The organism is Undibacterium sp. RTI2.2 (genome assembly GCF_035018705.1).
In the GTDB taxonomy this organism is placed as follows: Bacteria; Pseudomonadota; Gammaproteobacteria; order Burkholderiales; family Burkholderiaceae_D; genus Undibacterium.
Genome location: NZ_JASJXN010000023.1, coordinates 55075 through 73044, shown reverse-complemented (window position 1 = coordinate 73044; position 17970 = coordinate 55075). Strand labels below are relative to the sequence as shown.

Below are 17970 nucleotides of genomic sequence, written 5' to 3'. Positions count from 1 at the left end.
AGCTGGCCTATGACAACACCCACCAGCAGAGTTCCTGCAATGCCTCCCAGAACAAAACGCCCAACCTTGATTTTGCCGACCAGATAGCCGATTGCAATCGTCGCGAACAGAGCCAGTAACGGCTCGCGTGTAAGCAGATGTTTGATCAATTCCATTGCAGTTCCATGATGAATTTCCGCCAGAGTAAAATGTGCATGAGCGCTTGAGCATCCGAGTCGATGCTGCGAACGAAATTGGAGAACAGTTGACTAGTCAGCACGCGGAAAGGGAGCCGCGGCCAGCGCGCGTTGAGTATAGTTTGTCCATTTGATTTTTCTGTGTGCGGTACCCCGCACAACAGCATATCGATATGTGCAATTAAGCCGTAGGCAGGGCGCAAGATTGACCACTTCAGAGTAGGGTTCTAAGCCCTACCCAGCGAAGTTTGTTTATTAGGGTGACCAACTGTCAGATTGAATCGAAACTAATACAACTTAGTTCCGAAAATGTAAAATCATGTCTAGTGCACGTAATCGAACATCGCTAGTCGGAATTGAAAAGCCATTGCATTTACCGTTTAGTGTCATGATTCATTGCGGAGCCATGCTCATTCTTTCGAACGCCTCTCAAATTAAGAATAAAAAGACCAACCTGTAATTCAACCAATGCATAGGCGTTATCGTATAAACCCCAAATGACCCATAACAAGTTGCTCAAGATAAAACACCAAAAACCTGAATTTCTTTTTCCTGCCGAATTAGACCCAACCAACCACGATGCGACTAAGGTGACGACCATCGCGACACATTGCAATGTAGTTAAACCGAAATCTAGCAATTGCACCTCTCCTTGTGTATATAGTATTTTGTACCACGCAGGGCTTTAGATTTCATCTCAATTAAATCGCGATCATCAATATTATTTTCACACTCTTAAATTCCTAAACGGATTGTCAAGGTGTTCAGTATTAATCTCTCACGGTGCGTGCAAAGTTTTGGATATCAGAATCTCAGGATTACTCACTTCTTAAAGCTATCCTATTATTGAACCACCTTGTTTTTGTGGGGAGGGGATTACCGTATTAATCAATAATGTCCTTTCCAATGAACATGAGAAGAATAGTTAGGAGGCTCCCAAATATTTAAAACAATTCTAGAACAATGACAAGTTTGAACTATGCGGCCATGAATATGTAGGCGATACTTAAGATATTCATTGTCAGCAAACAGATTACGAGCAAACGCCAACGCCAGACAAACCAACTTCATTACAAGGCAAAAATTGAACTTTGTTCCTCAGACGCTTATTTTAACTATGCCTAAAAATAGTAAGGCTATTTTGCTACTCGCCAGATAATGTTACCAACGTCATCAGCGACAAGTAACGCTCCTTTCTTATCAATCGCAACTCCCACAGGTCGCCCATAAGCTTCATGATCTTTGTTTAAAAATCCAGTCAAAAAATCCTCAACCGCTCCAGTGGGGTGATTATTAATAAATGGAACAAAGATCACTTTATAGCCACTGTGTAATTTCCTATTCCAAGATCCATGTTGCCCAACAAAGGCGCCATTTTTATAATGAGGAGAAAATAAGTTAGCATCGTAAAAAGTAAGCCCCAATGAAGCGGTATGTGCTCCCAATGCAAAATCCGGCTTGATTGCTCTCTCAACTAAGTCAGGTCGTTGTGGATGCATGCGCACATCGATATTCTGTCCGAAATAACTGTATGGCCATCCATAAAATGCTCCATCTTTCACAGAAGTCATGTAGTCAGGTACGAGGTCGTCCCCCAATTCGTCCCGCTCGTTTACCGCAGTCCACAAACCGCCATCTTCTGGCTGCCAAGCCATACCGACTGGATTACGCAATCCAGAACCGAAAACTCGAATAGCTCCCGTTTTAATCGTGATTTCCAAAATATCAGCGCGATTGGTTTCTGCTTCTATACCATTTTCACCGACATTACTGTTCGATCCAACACTAACGTATAAACGAGTTCCATCGCGGCTAGCAATAATATTTTTCGTCCAATGATGGTTAATCGTTCCAGCCGGAAGATCAGCGATTTTCGTGGGCTTCGTAGTTATTTTTGTGTCGCCCTCTTTATACGGGGAGCGTAAAACTGCGTCCGTATCAGCAATATATAAATCCTCGCCCGCTAAGGCCATACCAAAAGGGGAATTTAATCCCCTGCAAGAACGCCGTTTTTAATTCTGCAATTCCTTCCTTACTCACTCCTCTTAACAGCGTAACGCGATTGGCACTTGCAACACCAGCACCAGCTTTTTTCATGACTTTTTTCATCACAAAGCCTTTGATGCCTTTACTATCGTCTGGCTTGGGAGGTGCATTAGTTTCCGCAACTAGAACATCTCCGTTTGGGAGAACATAAAGCCACCTTGGGTGATCAAGGTTGTTGCTAAATACGGTGACAGAAAATCCAGGTGGAGCAACAAGTTTCACGCCCGACGGCCATCCAATGGCTGGGGCAATATTTACCGTAGGTATTAGTTGCTTCTGAGGCTTTGGTAAAGTTGGATTACTTCCCATTTGCGTTATGGCATTGACTGTTTGGGACAACACGTTTTCACCACCAAAAAAAATGATAAGTAAGACAAATAGACCAAATAGATTTTTCGACCTTAGCAATCTTTTTTCTGGTGAAAAAAAATCAATAGATTTATTTAGTGTTAGTAAAAAAATGTCTTTTTTTATTGAGCGCATGATTTTTATCTGAAGATATCAATAGAAACCGAGAATAAACGAATCACTCAGATTAATTTGGGCTTCAATCCACATAGCTCATCCTATTTTTACGCACATTAAATTTTTAATTTAATAAATAAAAAAAGTACAAGCGTAAAAGATCTCAGAAATATTTTTTGAAATACATTGATTGTAAAAAATATATTTAAACTATCTACTTTTGTTACCCAACTTAATTCTGAATTAAAACAGGCCAGCAATTTGCTGGCCCGATGTTTTACTTAGTTACTTATTTATTCTAAAAATCAAAAATTTATTGATCTGATTTAATACCAACATAAATTTTCAATTTACTAGTTACATTGTTGAAGAATGGCATGCTTTTTCAGTGCTTTTTTGCACCGTATTACAGCATCCCATTGCCGTTTTTGAGCTCTCCTTCGCTTCGCTTACTTTATTTTTTTCGTGAGAATCTGCTGCTTTCAGATGATTTTTTGCTGCTTCTTGATGATCTGTGTCCTGCTTGTGTAAGCTACTGGCTTCTGTTGTGTTGGACATGATATTTGATCATCAGTTATCGAAAGTTTCTTGAATTTCACTCCACATGCCAGAAAAATTTATGCTCCAGCAAGGAGTTAAACATAACGCTCAACAGAGAGTTATCTGTTCGGTATCCAACGTCAACGAACATATTTTTCCGTTAGCTAAATATTTTTTGGCCGCACGTGCTAAAGCAGATGAATCGTCAACTACTGTTCTAAGTTATTTGTAGTTAAAAAGAAACTACGAAAATTCTACCGGGCATATTAACTAAACTTACATTGTGTTTTTAGAAATTCTAAGTCGTTTTTAGGATACTAATTTTGAATCAACGATTTGATGTCAAACAGCGTCTTGCATTTTTCACTTGTCAACGCTTACAACTCTTATTTAGGTCGGTAGAAGTCCGCGTCGTATCGGGATAGCGAACTTTTTCCAGTATGCTGAAAAAAAATGAAAAATTTGCCACGCTGATTGACAACCCATGACCGCCTAAATAATCCACGGTCAACCTGTGTTGGCCTGTTGCTTACTTCTCGTCGCGCTTGAGTGAAGCCATGTCAATTACGTAGCGGAACCGCACATCGCCTTTTTCGACCTTTTTGAAGGCCTCGTTCACATTTTGAATATCGATTATTTCGATATCCGGTCCTATATCGTGCTCTGCGCAAAAATCGAGCACTTCTTGGGTGTCAACAAGATTAGCGATGAGTGATCCAGCCACGCGCTTGCGATGGAACGCAACGGCCGAATTATCGACACCAGCCATCGGCTCGAGTGCGCCGACGATGCACAGAGTTCTGTCCCGCTTCAGCAGTTCGATGAAGGGATTAATATCGTGCTTTTCAGGGATTGTAGAAAGCATGAAGTCAAAACTCGATTTCAGTTTCTCCATCGCAGCCTTATCGCTTTCAATGACACCTTTGACTCCAAGGCGCTTCGCCTCTTCCAGCTTCTGCTCGGTGGTGGTGAATACAGTAACGTGTGCACCCATCGCCTTGGCAATCTTGATTGCCATGTCGCCAAGGCCGCCAAAGCCAATCACGCCTACGCTATCTCCGGCCTTCACTCCCCAATGCTTTAACGGGGAATAGGTGGTGGCACCAGCGCACAAGATCGGAGCGGCTACCTCGGGTTTCAGGTTCTTTGGAATCTTGAGAGCGAAGTCTTCATTGACGACAATCACATCGGAATAGCCGCCGAAGGTATTGTCCCGCCCGTACATGTTGGCGCCATTTGGCGCCTTGGCTGCGGGTACCATTGGGCCGTTATAAGTGGAAAGCCAAGAATTCGGGCCTTCGCAATAATTTTGGTCGCCAGACTGGCAAGGATTACAGTGGCGACAGCTCTCAATCATGCAACCAACACCGACTAAGTCGCCAACTGCGTGACGGGTGCTGCCCGGCCCAACCTTCGAAACCCGACCGACGATCTCGTGACCGGGTACGCATGGGTAGACAGTGTTCGACCACTCGTTTTTCACCTGATGAATGTCAGAGTGGCAGACGCCGCAGTAAAGCACCTCTATTTCAATTTCGCTCGCGCCCGCTTCCGTTCGCTCAAACTCGATGCGCTTCAGTCTGCTGTACGAGTGCTTTGCTGCATAACCCGAGACTTTGATCATGGCTAGTTCAGCGATAACATTTTGTTGAATCTGTATGTCGGTTTTCATGCTCATCTTTCAGTCTGTTTTAAGTACCTTAGAATGAACCGCAAATACGCTTATTTTTGTACGTTATAGCTCATATAGAGAAATAAAAGTGCGCTGTTGGTCTAAGTAGCGAAAATCGATAAATAAATAAGGTAATCCCCCGGCTTTGCCGGGGACTCACCAAGGTTTGAAATATATGTCGGTCGGTTTGAAACTTCTATTTCTGCCAAAAAAAGGAGTTTCGAATGCAATAGCATCAAAGTTTGAGTGCTACGAGATGTGACTGCAAATATCACATCGGATTTATTCCTAAGTTCAGGAAAAAGGTAATTTACGGTGCATTGCAAAGAAATCTGGGTGAGTTATTTCATGAGTTGGCGAGGCAAAAAGAATGTAAGATGGTGGGAATACCCTGTCAGAAAACGTTCTGAAAAGCGAAATGTCGCCGGACGCTGCGAGTTGTTTTCTTAGTTTGATTATCGCGAAATTAAAGGACGAGCCCAGTTTTATACTTCCGATCATTGATGACTTAATGCATGCTCTTGAATATGTTGCTAAGAATCAGATCTTATTTGATGCTGATCTTAATATATATGGTGATTTTTCCGGAAAGCTAAATGAGATATCGCTTTTGATAAAACAAATGCCAGACGCATATTTTTGTCTGGTCATACCAATGCCGCACATTCTTCCTATGGCATAAAACGGTGTTATGTGGGCATTCCGATAACGCTGTTTTTTACAGGTAATGCAGAGTGGTTTCAAGCTAATTCGGTTTGGCACCTGCTGATACTTATATTTTTATGAAATTTGGCATGCGCGCTATTGCTTGCATGCCTTCACAATATGTTGCCAGACTTGGTCAGTTGTTTTAGTTAATTTGCTTGCAAATATTTCTGCCTCAGCAGAGCTTGAGTAACCAAAAAATACTTCTCCTTTTGAACTAACGATCAGTTTTTTTTCAGCATAAACAGCGTTTAACTTTAATCCTTCAAAGACAAATGAGATATTGTCTTTCTTATTTTCCACCACTTTATATTGTTCATTGGCAATAATAGTTGACGCTAAACACTCTTCAGTAATAACTATTGGGCTTTCGCTTTTTGAATATGTTTTAGTGAAAGCACAAGAACCAAGCAAAAGACTGAGTGAGATAATTTGTATAAGATTTTTAAACACTTCTATTCTCTATTTTTGGGAATTGATTTCACATATCGTTTTAGCTGTGCGGTGCCCGAACAGAATACACGCAGCGATGTTCGCTAAGAATATCCTATAAAGCCGCAATATTATCGCTATCAATTTACTTGTAATATTATCATTTATTGCGTACTACGGGGATGCATACCAACAATCGATCCTAAATTGGTATGTAGAATGTTAAAACGGTTTTCTGTAATGGAATATGAGTTTGTTTTTTACAAACGTGTGGTCCGTTGAATTGAAGTGATCGGCGCTATTCGACTTTCACAGATGCTATAAACGTTTTTCAACGTGCTCGCCTTAAATCTTTAAAACCTTGGAAGATTTTAGCTTAAAACCTTTACTGCAAATAAGATATACTCCTACCTAGCATAATTTTCTCGCCTCTGTAAATAATGGTCAATAGGCTGATATTTTTAATAAATATGGGGAGTATATTTATTTGTAATGTGCGGAGATGGCTAGTACATGTTTAAGCCATCATTGTTTAAGTCCTTCAACCGATGCGCAGTTCTGTCTTCGGATCAAACAAAATAGCCTTTGACAAATCAAATGCCAGACGCATATTTTTGCCTGGTAAAGCCATCGCGCGCGGATGAGTGCGGCAGGTGATACGACTTTGGTTAAACCAGATAAATGCTAAGGTGTCAGGGCCAGTTGGCTCGGTTAGTTCGACTTTGCAGTCGACTTCTGTAGGGCGATAATCTTCTTCACTTTCTGAGCGGCGGGCGCTGATAGTGTCGGTCACATGTTCAGGTCGTATGCCGAGTATGATCTCGCGCTCCGCCCATTGCCCTGCTTTGAGTTGTTCTGCAAAAGAGGTCGGTAGAGGCAACAAACTCGTCTGACCTGCATGCTCTAGAGTAAATGCCAGTCCATTAGCATGCGGAACTAATTTGCCTTTTAAGAAGTTCATTGAAGGTGAGCCAATAAATCCTGCGACAAACAAATTATTAGGTTGATCGTAAATATCTTGCGGACTACCGAATTGCTGTACCACGCCATCTTTCATCACGGCGATTTTGTCGCCCAGCGTCATCGCCTCAATCTGATCATGGGTAACATAGACGATCGTCGTGCCTAGTCGTTGGTGCATCAACTTAATTTCAGCGCGCATTTCTACCCGCAGTTTTGCATCCAGATTAGAGAGCGGCTCGTCAAATAAAAACAGCGTTGGATCGCGGGCAATAGCACGACCCATGGCGACCCGTTGACGTTGTCCACCGGACAGCAAGGCTGGTTTACGATCTAGCAAGTGGGTGATTTGTAAAGTCTCGGCAACCCGCTCTACGATCTTTTTTTGTTCGTCTTTAGGTACTTTGCGTATGCCTAATCCAAACGAGATATTTTCTCTGACGGTCATGGTTGGATACAGTGCGTACGACTGAAATACCATAGCGATATCACGCGATTTGGCAGGAACATCGTTGATGCAGCGATCACCGATATAAATCTCGCCATCAGAAATAGGCTCTAAGCCGGCGATCATATTCAGTAAGGTGGATTTGCCACAACCAGAGCCACCGACTAGGATTAAAAACTCGCCATCTTGAATCTCAAGATTGATGCCCTTTAATATCTCCGCGCCGTTGGGATAGACCTTGCGTACATTGCGTATGGATAAACTTGCCATGGTTGTTTCGTTTCTTCTGAATAGATTAAATACGATTACTTTAATGTGATTGTGACCTTGTCCAACCGGTCGTCGTTATCAGGAATCAGCCTTTGACCGCGCCGGCAGTCAGCCCCCGGACGAAATATTTTCCTGCGATCAGATACAGCCCCAATGTCGGTAGTGCTGCGATAATCGCCGCTGCCATATTGACGTTATATTCCGTCACACCTGTCGAAGTATTGACCAGATTGTTTAGGGCAACGGTGACTGGTTGCGCATCAGAGCCGCCGAACACCACGCCAAATAAGAAGTCATTCCAGATCTGCGTAAACTGCCAGATAAAGCACACCATAAAAATTGGCAAGGACAAGGGGAAAATAATCCGGCGATAAATAGTCAAGAATCCTGCACCGTCGATGCGGGCAGCTTTGACCAATTCTTCTGGCACCGATACATAATAATTACGGAAAAACAGCGTTGTAAATGCCATGCCATAAATCACATGCACTAATATCAAACCCGCTGTTGTGTTGGCCAGATGCATCAGACCCAGCAAGCGCGCCATCGGTAATATCACGACCTGAAATGGGATAAAGCAACCGACCATCAAGCCCGTAAATAAAATTTCTGATCCGCGAAAGCGCCAGTGCGCTAGTACATACCCGTTCAGTGAACCGATCAGGGTGGAGATCAAGACTGCCGGTATCACCATTTTGACGGAGTTCCAAAAATACGGTGCCAGTCCATCACATTGCACACCAGTGCAGGCGGAGCCCCAAGCCTTTGCCCAGGCGGCAGTATTTGGATGCAAAGGAAAATCGAGTAAATTTCCACTCCGGATTTCATCTAGTGATTTGACTGACGTGGTGAGCATCACATACAAGGGTGCCAGGTAATACAGTGCACATAAAAATAAGAGCACGTAGATCAAGACACGACCGATATTTAGCCGCGAGCGATTGGGATTATTTGCTGCAGATGACTTAAAGGAATTAGCGACCATGGCGTGCCTCCTTTGCTTCAAGATAAATCAGGGGCACCAAGACTGCCAGTACCGTCATTAGCATCATCATCGCGGATGCAGCACCCAAACCGAGCTGACCACGGGTAAAAGAAAACTGGTACATAAAAATCGCAGGTACGTCGGAAGAGGTGCCGGGACCGCCAGCCGTCAGCGCCATGACCAGATCAAAACTCTTGATGGCAATATGCGATAACACTAGCAACACACTAAAGAACACGGGACGCAAAGAGGGGATGACGATACGCCGATAAATCGTCGGCAGGCTGGCGCCATCCACCATCGCCGCCTTCATGATGCTGTCATCAATCCCGCGCAATCCCGCTAAAAACAATGCCATCACAAATCCTGAGGATTGCCAGACGCCTGCGATGACGACGGTATAAATTGCCATATCAGAATCGACTAGCCAGTCCATAGAGAAGTTGGCAAAGCCCCAGTCATGCATCATTTTTTCTAAACCCAGACCTGGGTTTAGTATCCATTTCCATGCAGCACCCGTGACGATGAACGATAGTGCCATCGGATATAAATAGATTGCTCGCAACGCACCTTCTGCACGGATACGCTGATCTAAAAAAATCGCCAGCAAGAGTCCGACAACCAGACAAATCAAAATAAATAGTCCACCGAAAATGCCTAAGTTAGTGGCAGAAACCCACCAGCGGTCAATTTCAAACAAGGCGCTATATTGCGAAAATCCTGAGAAGGTGTAATTCGGCATCAAGCGTGATTCGGTCAAAGACAGATACGCTGTCAGGCCGATAAAACCGTAGACGAAGATGAGGGAGGTCAACACCGTCGGTGATAACACGATGCGCGGTAGCCAGATATCGGCAAAACTGGCGAGTCTTTGGGCGACCTTGGGGCGCTGAGCGTGATCGTCAGCCTGACTGCGGCCCGATATTGCTGTGGGGGTAACTGACATCAAGAATCTCCAGAGCGACATCAATGATCGCTCCAATTACTTATAGGGAGTATATTTTATTGTCCATATAATCATTGGACACTAAGGCATTTTTAGTAAAAATAAGGGGGAGTATATGAAAATAAGCAAAATTCGACACTATTTTCATCACTGCCCGTCATACGCACCAGCGAGTTGTTGTCTCATCCAGTGCGTATGACGTTTGCCGCCTTGTGTTACAGCGTACTTCCAGCTTATTTGCAGCTTACTTCTGTATCACGTCGCTATTACTGCAGCTTACTTTACTTCGCTTTGGCCGCTTTTGCTAATGCTTGTACTGCGGCTTGCGAGGTCATCGTGGAGTTCATAAACTTCGCAATCACGTCCTGAATCGCACCGGCTTTAGCGGAGTCGATTGCCATGCCATGGGCAAAGCTAGGGACTAAACCGCCGCTCTTACTCGTAGCATCCATATCGTCCATTGATTTGATAGCGCAGCTATCAAACTTAGCGCGTGAGACACCGGCACGGGCAGGGATAGAGCCTTTGTTCAGATTAAAGACTTCCTGAAATTCCGGACTCATCACCGCGCTTGCCAAGACCAATTGGGCCTTTTGCTGATCAGCATCTTTAACTTTAAACATCGTCAGAGAGTCGATATTAAAGGTGAATGCTTTCTCGGTACCTGGCGCAGTCAGACACAAGAAGTCTTTGCCAGCGACTTTACCTGCGGCGGTAAATTCGCCTTTCGCCCAGTCACCCATAAATTGCATACCAGCCTTGCCGTTGATGACCATGGCAGTTGCCAGGTTCCAGTCACGGCCAGCGGCATCTTTATCGATGTAGGTTTTGATCTTTGCTAAGGTATCAAAGGTTTTGATCATGGTGGGACCAGTCAGGCTTGCCGGGTCCAGTTGTACGATTGCTTTTTTATAGAAATCGGGACCGCCGACGCCGAGTGCGACGGATTCAAACACCGTCGCGTCTTGCCATGGTTGACCACCGTGTGCGACTGCGATCAAACCGGCTTTTTTGATTTTGTCAGCGGCATCAAAAAACTCGTCCCAATTGGTCGGCGCTTTAGCGCCCGCTTTTTTTAAGACGTCTGGATTGACCCATAACCAGTTGACGCGATGCACATTGACCGGTGCGGCAACATAGTGTCCTTGATACTTCATGATATTGGAGACGACTTTTGGCAAGCTGGCATCCCATTTGCCTTCGGTCGCCGCAGCATCGATATTCGCTAACACGCCTTCTTTACCCCATTCTTGAATCGACGGGCCTTTGATCTGTGCTGCAGTCGGTGCGCTACCAGAAATGACGCGTGCTTTTAACGCCGTCATAGCATTTTCACCACCGCCACCAGCTACGGCGAAATCTTTCCAGACGATGCCCTTGGCTTCCATCATTTTTTTCAATTCAGCGACGGATTTGGCTTCGCCACCGGAAGTCCAATAATGTAAGACTTCGACTTCTGCTGCCTGAACTTGCGCGCCAGCGATCAACGCTGTGGCTGCAATAGTTGCCTGAACGATTTGTTTCAATTTCATGATTGTCTACTCCAATATGTTTGGGGAATGTTTTTAAATGATTTTATTTTGCTGTCGCCAGATGTGTTGATATTTTTTTGTTCAGACACATCTGGGCAGTCGGTAAAATTGACTAAAAATGAGCTAAGTCATAAAGATCAAATTTAAAAGCGAGCGTAAAAGTGACCGATGAGCGAATCAGAACCAGGTTTCTAACTGGATACCAACTGAGGTGCCGCTGGTATTGTTGCCATATACCGGACCAGAGTTATTGCTAGCGTTGACAGCGGCGGTTGCTGCATCATTCCATTTGCCATAGGTGACAAAGGCGCGTAGTTCCGGACGCGACCAGTAGCCTTCGCCCATAGACAGCGTCGGTGCGAAGGTGATTTTGGTCAAGCGTAATGCATCGCCACCATTTGGTTGTGTTACGCGGCTCGTACCGACTTCTGCTTGTAACTTAAAGTTTTTTGTTAAAGCGTATACCGGTCTTGCACCTAGTGTCGTCCAGGTGGAGGAACCCAGTGCATCCGACTTATCACGCTGCATCAGCGCGATAAATTCAGTACTGAATTGTGCTGTTGGCTGGATGACCAAATTATCAAATACACGCAAACGAGTGACATCAGAGCCTAATGTTGTGCTGCCGGAGCTACCGATCCGGTCGCAACATGGTCCGCCAATACCAGTTCCTGGACCAACACCGTATTGGATACCAACAGTATTTGCGCCGCCGAGTACTTTATCTTGCTTGTGGAAGATCGAGAACTGCCAACCGTTATGACGGTTTTGTCCTTGAGCACTGATGAGCGACATTGCCATATCGATGGTGCCGTTTTCGTTGACCGGCACACCTTCATAAATAAAGTTCTGGCGCACCGCCGCTGGGGTGTTGAGCACTTTGCCTGTCGTTGCATCAATATCATTCGTGTCATTGTCTTTGAACACGGCATAACCGAACTTGCCCGGACCAAAGCCGCCAACTTTATCAAAGCCACCGCCCGTGCCGTTCAAATTGATGTATTGCAGATCCAGCATATGGATATCTGGACGGAAGTAGTAACGCTTACCAATCCATGCAGTACCGCCGTTTAAGAAGTCGAGCCCTTTTGCTTCAACATAGGCTTTGGCAATTTCTGGTTTGGCATTGCCAAAATCAGAGCCATTTTTGTAAGCGTCGATCCACAAAGTACCGACCCAGCTCACGCCGTTTTCTGATTTTGCCAGTTCCTTTGTATAACCACCTTCAAAATAGCTATCGCACTCATTGCCGAGACGATACTTCATGGTGTTGCCACCTAAGTCGTAGCAGCTTTGTGGACCTTTTTCGGAGCTAGATCCCACGCCAGCGCGCAAGTAACCATGGAATTCACCTTCAGCATCGCTGGCATGTGCTACACCAGCAGTAAAGGCAAGTGAAAGGGCGAGCTGTAACGCTCTGAATGCAGTTTTACTCATTATGTCTCCTGTGTATTTTTAATCGCTCGCAAGCAAGCTGACGCTGCTTTTGAGCATGCTGTCATGTCCGGTATTTCCCGGATTTTTAATCTACTGCTGATGGAAAGTTCTAAAAATTCTTAATTGAGCGCATATCGATTGAAGAATTTTTAGGCGCTTCCAGATGGTTGCCTGATTTTTCTCACCATCATTTATCTAAAACGGGGTACTTATCCAGCGTTCGTATCGGACTAAATTGTTGCGGCGAGCAGACATTAGCACTGCAGATACTGTGACACCACACCGAGACTTGTAATGTGCGTTAAATGGGTTAAGTATATGATTTATATCAATAAGTTGAAAATCACTGAAAGACTTGCTGTTACATAACTTTACGTTGGGAATTTAGTGTTTTTCTGGCATTTTTGGACTGTGTCATAGCGAATTACTGTAAAAAACAGCTAGGATTCCGCCTGAAATAAATTGCAATGTAAGCTCACAGTTCATTACAAATATCGATCCTTATTTACCTGCGCAACAACAATCAGTTACGTTATAGTCTCCTCCGAGACAAAGAAGGATCTTCAGGTGCAAACAGCAAAAATAAGATTGTTGCCCCATGCAGAATGCGTTCGTCGTTACCTGTTATCTTCACTGAAGGTAGTCCGTAACTTGATATTGCCCATTTTGTTGATGGTGAGCAGCTCATCAACGTGGGCCGAGACATTGCAGGTGCTGCACTGGTGGAAATCTGCCAGTGAGCATAAGGCTGTCGATGTTCTGGCGAACAAATTAGCTCAAGAGAACATTATCTGGCGCGATACATTGATCCCTAGTGGATCAGGCATAGGCGCGGGAATCGTGCTGAAAAGTCGAATCTTGACGGGCAATGCACCTGAGGTCTCGCAAGTTAATGGTGTACTAATTAGCGAATGGTCTGATTTGGGATTGTTGCTCGATTTTGACGGCGTTGGTGCGGCTGGAAAATGGGATAAGGTTTTATTTCCACTGGTCTGGACTTTGGTGCAGCCGAAAGGCCGTCTGGTCGCCGCGCCGCTGGGAATTCATCGCATCAATACGTTATTTATAAATCGAAAACTTTTCAAAAAATATGACTTGAAGCCACCTGAAACTTGGGATGAATTCGAAGCCGTCGCAATAAAGTTAAGGCAGGCCGGAGTGACGCCCTTGGCGCAAAGCAGCGAACCATGGCAAGTGGCAACATTATTTGAAAATTTGGTGTTGTCCGAGGCGGGCGCTGGTTTTTATCAAGAATTATTCGTCAAAAAAGAAGTAGATGCATTTTCCGATAAGCGTTTTGCTAATGCCTTAAAACGCTTACGCTCGCTCAAAAAAATGATGTCCGTTTCCGCGCAAGAGCGTACCTGGATAGAAATGGCGCGTCAGTTTGCCGATGGTAACGCAGCCATGTTTATTATGGGAGACTGGGCAAAAGCAGAGTTAAATTATTGGGGATTAGCGACCGATGTCGGCTTTAGTTGCATGGCTGTGCCCGGTACACAAAACTACCATCTGTACGATATTGATACGCTCGTAATGCTGTCCTTGGATGGATCACACAGAGCAGCGCAAGAAAAGCTCGCCCAGATTGTGGTGTCACCGTCGCTGCAAACAGAGTACAACCGTGTCAAAGGTTCTATTTCTGTTTTACGCAATCAGGATTCGTCGAAAATGGATAGCTGCTCCCGTGCGTCGCTCAAAGCATTTTCTATGGGAAGTGCTGCGCAAGTGCCTAGTTTTGCCCACCGTATGGCGACCGACGAAATTTCTAAAGACGCGATTATTGCTGAGATCGTCCGCTTTTTTATCGACGACAAAATGTCGATAGGTGATACACAGCGCCGATTGGCCGCCATCGCACGTTCGCTTCCAAAGACATAAGCAAAGATAGAATACTGAAAGTAATAATGCGCAAAATACTGATAGTCGATGACGACCAAAAAACCAGAACTCTGTTAAAGACCTATCTGGAAAAAAATCAATATGAGGTCAAGCTGGCACATAACGGTGAATCATTTTTGGCCGAGTTTCACCGCTACGCAGATGAATTATCTTTGGTCATTTTAGATGTGATGCTGCCGGATACGGACGGGTTTGCATTGTGCAAAGTGGTGAGAAATCGCTCCAACGTTCCCGTGATTATGCTCACAGCCAGTTCGGACGAGACTGATCGCATTGTTGGCTTAGAGCTAGGGGCAGATGACTATATTTCTAAGCCGTATAGCCCTAGAGAATTGCTGGCTCGCATTAAAGCAATACTCAGGCGTACTGGTAGTGAGAGTCTAGCTGCTCCGCGCTATTATCGATTTGTCGGCTTTACTCTTGACACCGTTGAACGCACCGTCAGCGACCGTGATGGTACCGTGATTGCGCTGACGGGACTGGATTTTCAATTACTCAAATATTTTGTTGAGCATCCTGGCGACATTCTGGATCGCAGCGTATTGTGCGAAGAGACGCGTGGTCGTGATGCAGGTCCTCTGGATCGCTCTTTAGACGTACAAATCAGCCGCCTTCGCTTGCGTTTGCATGATGATGGTAAGCAGCCAGCCCTCATCAAAACCGTACGCGGCGCAGGTTATGTATTTTCGGCGGATGTTAGCGCTGCTCATGCCTAGCAAAGTTGAGTTCTCGGGGATTACTACATTGCCCGCAATGACCTACTCGCAACGTCTCCTGCAAAAAATTCTTCCGCATTCTTTATTGGGACGATTGACGGTGGTAATGGTGGCGGGTGTCATGCTGACACAATTCGTCGGCAATGCATTCTGGACGGCGCAAGTTCGTAAAGAATCTGAGATCGAAACTAAAGCATCCTCTCAGCATGTCGCCCGCAGTGCTGCCAGTACGATGCGATATTTTGCCAGTCTTCCATCCAATTATAGGCCCCTGACGATACAGCTATTTCGTGAAATGGGTGGTACACGTTTTTTTGTCAGCATTAATAAAAATGCGATTAAATTGAACGAGATGAGTGAGAACCGTTTAGCAACGATGGCAGTACATGATATTAAAATTTCACTCAAAGAAGAGCTGCCAGCTTTAGAAAAACTTAAAATCGGATTTGCGTGGCCGTCCGATCTGGTCGTATCCGATGATGGCTCACAAATCAGTGAGGTGCCGGAAAAATGGGTGCAACATATTTTAATCACGCAGCCAAATCCTGCTCCTATCTTAGTGATCCAAACCGAGATGGCAGATGGTCAGTGGTTATATCTCGCGACGTTAATGCCCAACCCTTATTTTTTTAAAAGTGGTGATCCTTTTTCATCTGACCGCGTATTACTCCAGCTACTTTCACTTGCCGCCGTTTTGGTTTTATCTATTTTAGTCGTACGTTGGACAACCAGGCCGCTAGCTGCTTTATCTGAGGCAGCGCAAGCATTTGGTAACGGTGAACATACGCCACCGTTACCTGAAACCGGCAGCAAAGAATTTGTAAAAACAGCCCGGGCTTTTGGCGAAATGCGGGAGCGGATTCAGCGTTATATTGATGACCGTGAGCGACTGTTTGTGTCGATTTCTCATGATTTGCGTACACCGATTGTGCGTCTGAAATTGCGCGCAGAATTACTTGACGATGATGCTGTCCGTGCCGAGTTTCATGATGATCTGGACGAGCTGGATATGATGGTCAAAGGTGCGCTGCAATGCGTGAAGGATAGTGATATTTATGAAAATCCCACTGAAATCAGACTTGATGCTTTATTAGGACGGATGGTAAAAGGTGCGCACTTAGCAGGGCATGAAATTTTATTTATTGAATCCGGTTTAACCGCTTTTGCGAAACCACTTGCCCTCAAGCGAGCGGTTGGTAATTTATTGGACAATGCGATTCACTATGGCAAACAGGTAGAGATTAATGTCTCTGAACAAATCGATCATATAGCCATAGAGATCCGGGATCATGGCCCGGGCGTGCCAGAGGAAGACTTTCCCCATTTATTGGAGCCTTATGTCCGGCTAGAACATGGCCGGCATCAAAATGCAGGTGGTATGGGCTTAGGTCTGGGCATCGCTCATAGTATTGTCAAGGCGCATGGCGGAGAGTTGCGCTTAGAAAATCATCGCGACGGTGGTTTGATTGCGACCATACTCCTTCCAAAACAAGCCGATTAATCTTGGTTTGCGATGATCGGACTTAAGATTTCTGAGTCAATTTATTTGGTAGAGGTCATTCAAAAAAAGACGCAAAGTAATCTTTCTTGCAATGCGTCTTTTGCACGTCTATTTTATGTCGAGTTAATTAGCTGCCTTCCACTTTTTTAGCGCTTCTAAGGTATTGGTTACATGCTTATCTGGAGCCAGGTCCGTGAATGAGTAAATCACCTTGTTATTAGGCGTAATCACGTAAGAAGTGCGGTTGGCGTATTCAGGTTTCATGACGAGAATTGCATCATAGGATTTCATGATCTTTTGATCTGTGTCGGCCGCGACTGCAAATTTGCTGCCACATTCGCTGACCGAAAACTTGTCTAAAGTCTTGATGTCATCATGAGAAACCCCAACGACAGTTGCGCCAAGGGCACGATATTGCTCCACCGATTCTGCAAATAGATGCGCCTCAATCGAGCACCCTTGAGTGAAGGCTGCTGGATAAAAATACAGCACAACAGGTCCTTTTTTAAGTGAATCAGCGAGTGAAAAGGTAAATTCTTTTCCGCCCAAAGATGCCTGGGTTGTGAAGTTTGGCGCGGCATCTCCGACACTTAACGCAGCATACGCTGGTGCTGCAATTGCAGTAGCGAGCATAGCGCAGGCAATAACTGTTTTCATGAATGTTCCCTTAAGGGTTGAAAAGCAAGGTGATGTGAAAGTGGAATTTTGTCAAATCGCTAGAGTCATTGCTGTAACAAGCTTGCCAGTGACCCAACAATAGATGGACTATTTTAGCGAAATTTTAAAAACGCACACGACGAGCGCCAATAATCATTTGATCGGTAGCGATTTGATCGGATTTTTTGGTATGGGATATATTTTTTTAAGCCGTTTTCTTATATCTTCCCGGCATTTTATGATTTGCTAATTAAAATACTCCCCCTCATTTCTAATAAAATCGGCTTGTAAGACAGTATTTATGTGGACAATAATAAATACATATAGGGAGTATATTTTTACGTATGTTGTTAGTACTGTGCACCAACATATAAGTCTGTTTATTTTTCAAGCTTATTTGACTGCAAAAAAGTCGACTAATTTCGTCCGTACTGATTTTTTGTGTGGGAGTATGGTGCTGCTTTATGCCCGCGCTGTTGGAGTCACATTTCGGATTTAGTCGAGTTTGTTGTTTATTCATTGATATGACGGTTGCCTGATCGTTAGCAGGCCAGAATAATTCGTACAAGTGAGTGTTATT

At 44.6% G+C, this 17970-nt stretch carries 13 protein-coding genes and 1 pseudogene; 4 read left to right on the top strand and 10 right to left on the bottom strand.

The genetic code is table 11. From position 1 onward, the window contains the following. Positions 1 to 1312 precede the first annotated feature (1312 nt). The 3 genes and pseudogenes from QN395_RS13775 to QN395_RS13765 all read right to left on the bottom strand — a co-directional run bounded on the left by QN395_RS13775 (position 1313) and on the right by QN395_RS13765 (position 4851). A pseudogene (locus QN395_RS13775) lies at positions 1313 to 2531 on the bottom strand (PQQ-dependent sugar dehydrogenase). Positions 2532 to 3044: 513 nt separating this feature from the next. Next, complete coding sequence (locus QN395_RS13770) at positions 3045 to 3245, bottom strand: hypothetical protein (protein ID WP_322118323.1); 201 nt, start codon at positions 3243 to 3245, stop codon at positions 3045 to 3047. 511 nt (positions 3246 to 3756) lie between these two features. Beyond that, positions 3757 to 4851 (bottom strand): NAD(P)-dependent alcohol dehydrogenase, encoded by a 1095-nt coding sequence (locus QN395_RS13765; protein ID WP_416200151.1) that lies wholly within the window; start codon positions 4849 to 4851, stop codon positions 3757 to 3759. Between the two features lie 290 nt (positions 4852 to 5141). On the opposite strand from QN395_RS13765, the gene QN395_RS21635 reads away from it, so the two are divergent. Beyond that, positions 5142 to 5309 (top strand): transposase, encoded by a 168-nt coding sequence (locus QN395_RS21635; RefSeq protein WP_369124345.1) that lies wholly within the window; start codon positions 5142 to 5144, stop codon positions 5307 to 5309. 391 nt (positions 5310 to 5700) lie between these two features. On the opposite strand, the gene QN395_RS13760 is transcribed toward QN395_RS21635, so the two are convergent. The 6 genes from QN395_RS13760 to QN395_RS13735 all read right to left on the bottom strand — a co-directional run bounded on the left by QN395_RS13760 (position 5701) and on the right by QN395_RS13735 (position 12614). Beyond that, positions 5701 to 6057 carry a hypothetical protein gene (locus QN395_RS13760; RefSeq protein WP_322118325.1) on the bottom strand — a complete coding sequence of 119 codons (357 nt, stop codon included), beginning with the start codon at positions 6055 to 6057 and terminating at the stop codon, positions 5701 to 5703. 520 nt (positions 6058 to 6577) lie between these two features. Continuing rightward, positions 6578 to 7714, bottom strand: a complete 1137-nt coding sequence (locus tag QN395_RS13755) for a sn-glycerol-3-phosphate ABC transporter ATP-binding protein UgpC (protein ID WP_322118326.1) — start codon at positions 7712 to 7714, stop codon at positions 6578 to 6580. Positions 7715 to 7799: 85 nt separating this feature from the next. Next, positions 7800 to 8699, bottom strand: a complete 900-nt coding sequence (locus QN395_RS13750; RefSeq protein WP_322118327.1) for a carbohydrate ABC transporter permease — start codon at positions 8697 to 8699, stop codon at positions 7800 to 7802. After that, on the bottom strand, positions 8689 to 9645 hold the full coding sequence (locus tag QN395_RS13745) for a sugar ABC transporter permease (protein ID WP_322118328.1): 957 nt from the start codon (positions 9643 to 9645) through the stop codon (positions 8689 to 8691). Before QN395_RS13745 ends, QN395_RS13750 begins: the two co-directional genes overlap by 11 nt. A gap of 281 nt (positions 9646 to 9926) precedes the next feature. Continuing rightward, complete coding sequence (locus tag QN395_RS13740; protein WP_322118329.1) at positions 9927 to 11177, bottom strand: ABC transporter substrate-binding protein; 1251 nt, start codon at positions 11175 to 11177, stop codon at positions 9927 to 9929. Between the two features lie 177 nt (positions 11178 to 11354). Beyond that, positions 11355 to 12614 (bottom strand): carbohydrate porin, encoded by a 1260-nt coding sequence (locus tag QN395_RS13735; RefSeq protein ID WP_322118330.1) that lies wholly within the window; start codon positions 12612 to 12614, stop codon positions 11355 to 11357. Between the two features lie 567 nt (positions 12615 to 13181). Here QN395_RS13735 and QN395_RS13730 point away from each other — a divergent pair. The 3 genes from QN395_RS13730 to QN395_RS13720 are packed head-to-tail and all read left to right on the top strand — an operon-like array spanning position 13182 to position 16733. Then, a complete protein-coding gene (locus tag QN395_RS13730) occupies positions 13182 to 14495 on the top strand; it encodes an ABC transporter substrate-binding protein (RefSeq protein WP_322118331.1) in 1314 nt (437 codons plus the stop codon). Between the two features lie 23 nt (positions 14496 to 14518). After that, on the top strand, positions 14519 to 15232 hold the full coding sequence (locus tag QN395_RS13725; RefSeq protein WP_322121553.1) for a response regulator: 714 nt from the start codon (positions 14519 to 14521) through the stop codon (positions 15230 to 15232). Continuing rightward, positions 15225 to 16733 carry an ATP-binding protein gene (locus tag QN395_RS13720; RefSeq protein ID WP_416200098.1) on the top strand — a complete coding sequence of 503 codons (1509 nt, stop codon included), beginning with the start codon at positions 15225 to 15227 and terminating at the stop codon, positions 16731 to 16733. The genes QN395_RS13725 and QN395_RS13720 overlap by 8 nt, the downstream gene beginning before the upstream one ends. Before the next feature lie 123 nt (positions 16734 to 16856). Here QN395_RS13720 and QN395_RS13715 read toward each other — a convergent pair whose 3' ends face one another. After that, a complete protein-coding gene (locus tag QN395_RS13715) occupies positions 16857 to 17390 on the bottom strand; it encodes a peroxiredoxin (protein WP_322118332.1) in 534 nt (177 codons plus the stop codon). Positions 17391 to 17970 lie beyond the last annotated feature (580 nt).

Excerpts from the sequence above, each read along its gene's own strand:
- QN395_RS13755 (WP_322118326.1), bottom strand. The coding sequence starts at position 7,714 with ATGGCAAGTTTATCCATACGCAATGTACGCAAGGTCTATCCCAACGGC.
- QN395_RS13740 (WP_322118329.1), bottom strand. The coding sequence starts at position 11,177 with ATGAAATTGAAACAAATCGTTCAGGCAACTATTGCAGCCACAGCGTTG.
- QN395_RS13745 (WP_322118328.1), bottom strand. The coding sequence starts at position 9,645 with ATGTCAGTTACCCCCACAGCAATATCGGGCCGCAGTCAGGCTGACGAT.
- QN395_RS13750 (WP_322118327.1), bottom strand. The coding sequence starts at position 8,699 with ATGGTCGCTAATTCCTTTAAGTCATCTGCAGCAAATAATCCCAATCGC.
- QN395_RS13770 (WP_322118323.1), bottom strand. The coding sequence starts at position 3,245 with ATGTCCAACACAACAGAAGCCAGTAGCTTACACAAGCAGGACACAGAT.
- QN395_RS13735 (WP_322118330.1), bottom strand. The coding sequence starts at position 12,614 with ATGAGTAAAACTGCATTCAGAGCGTTACAGCTCGCCCTTTCACTTGCC.
- QN395_RS13720 (WP_416200098.1), top strand. The coding sequence starts at position 15,225 with ATGCCTAGCAAAGTTGAGTTCTCGGGGATTACTACATTGCCCGCAATG.
- QN395_RS13715 (WP_322118332.1), bottom strand. The coding sequence starts at position 17,390 with ATGAAAACAGTTATTGCCTGCGCTATGCTCGCTACTGCAATTGCAGCA.
- QN395_RS13765 (WP_416200151.1), bottom strand. The coding sequence starts at position 4,851 with ATGATCAAAGTCTCGGGTTATGCAGCAAAGCACTCGTACAGCAGACTG.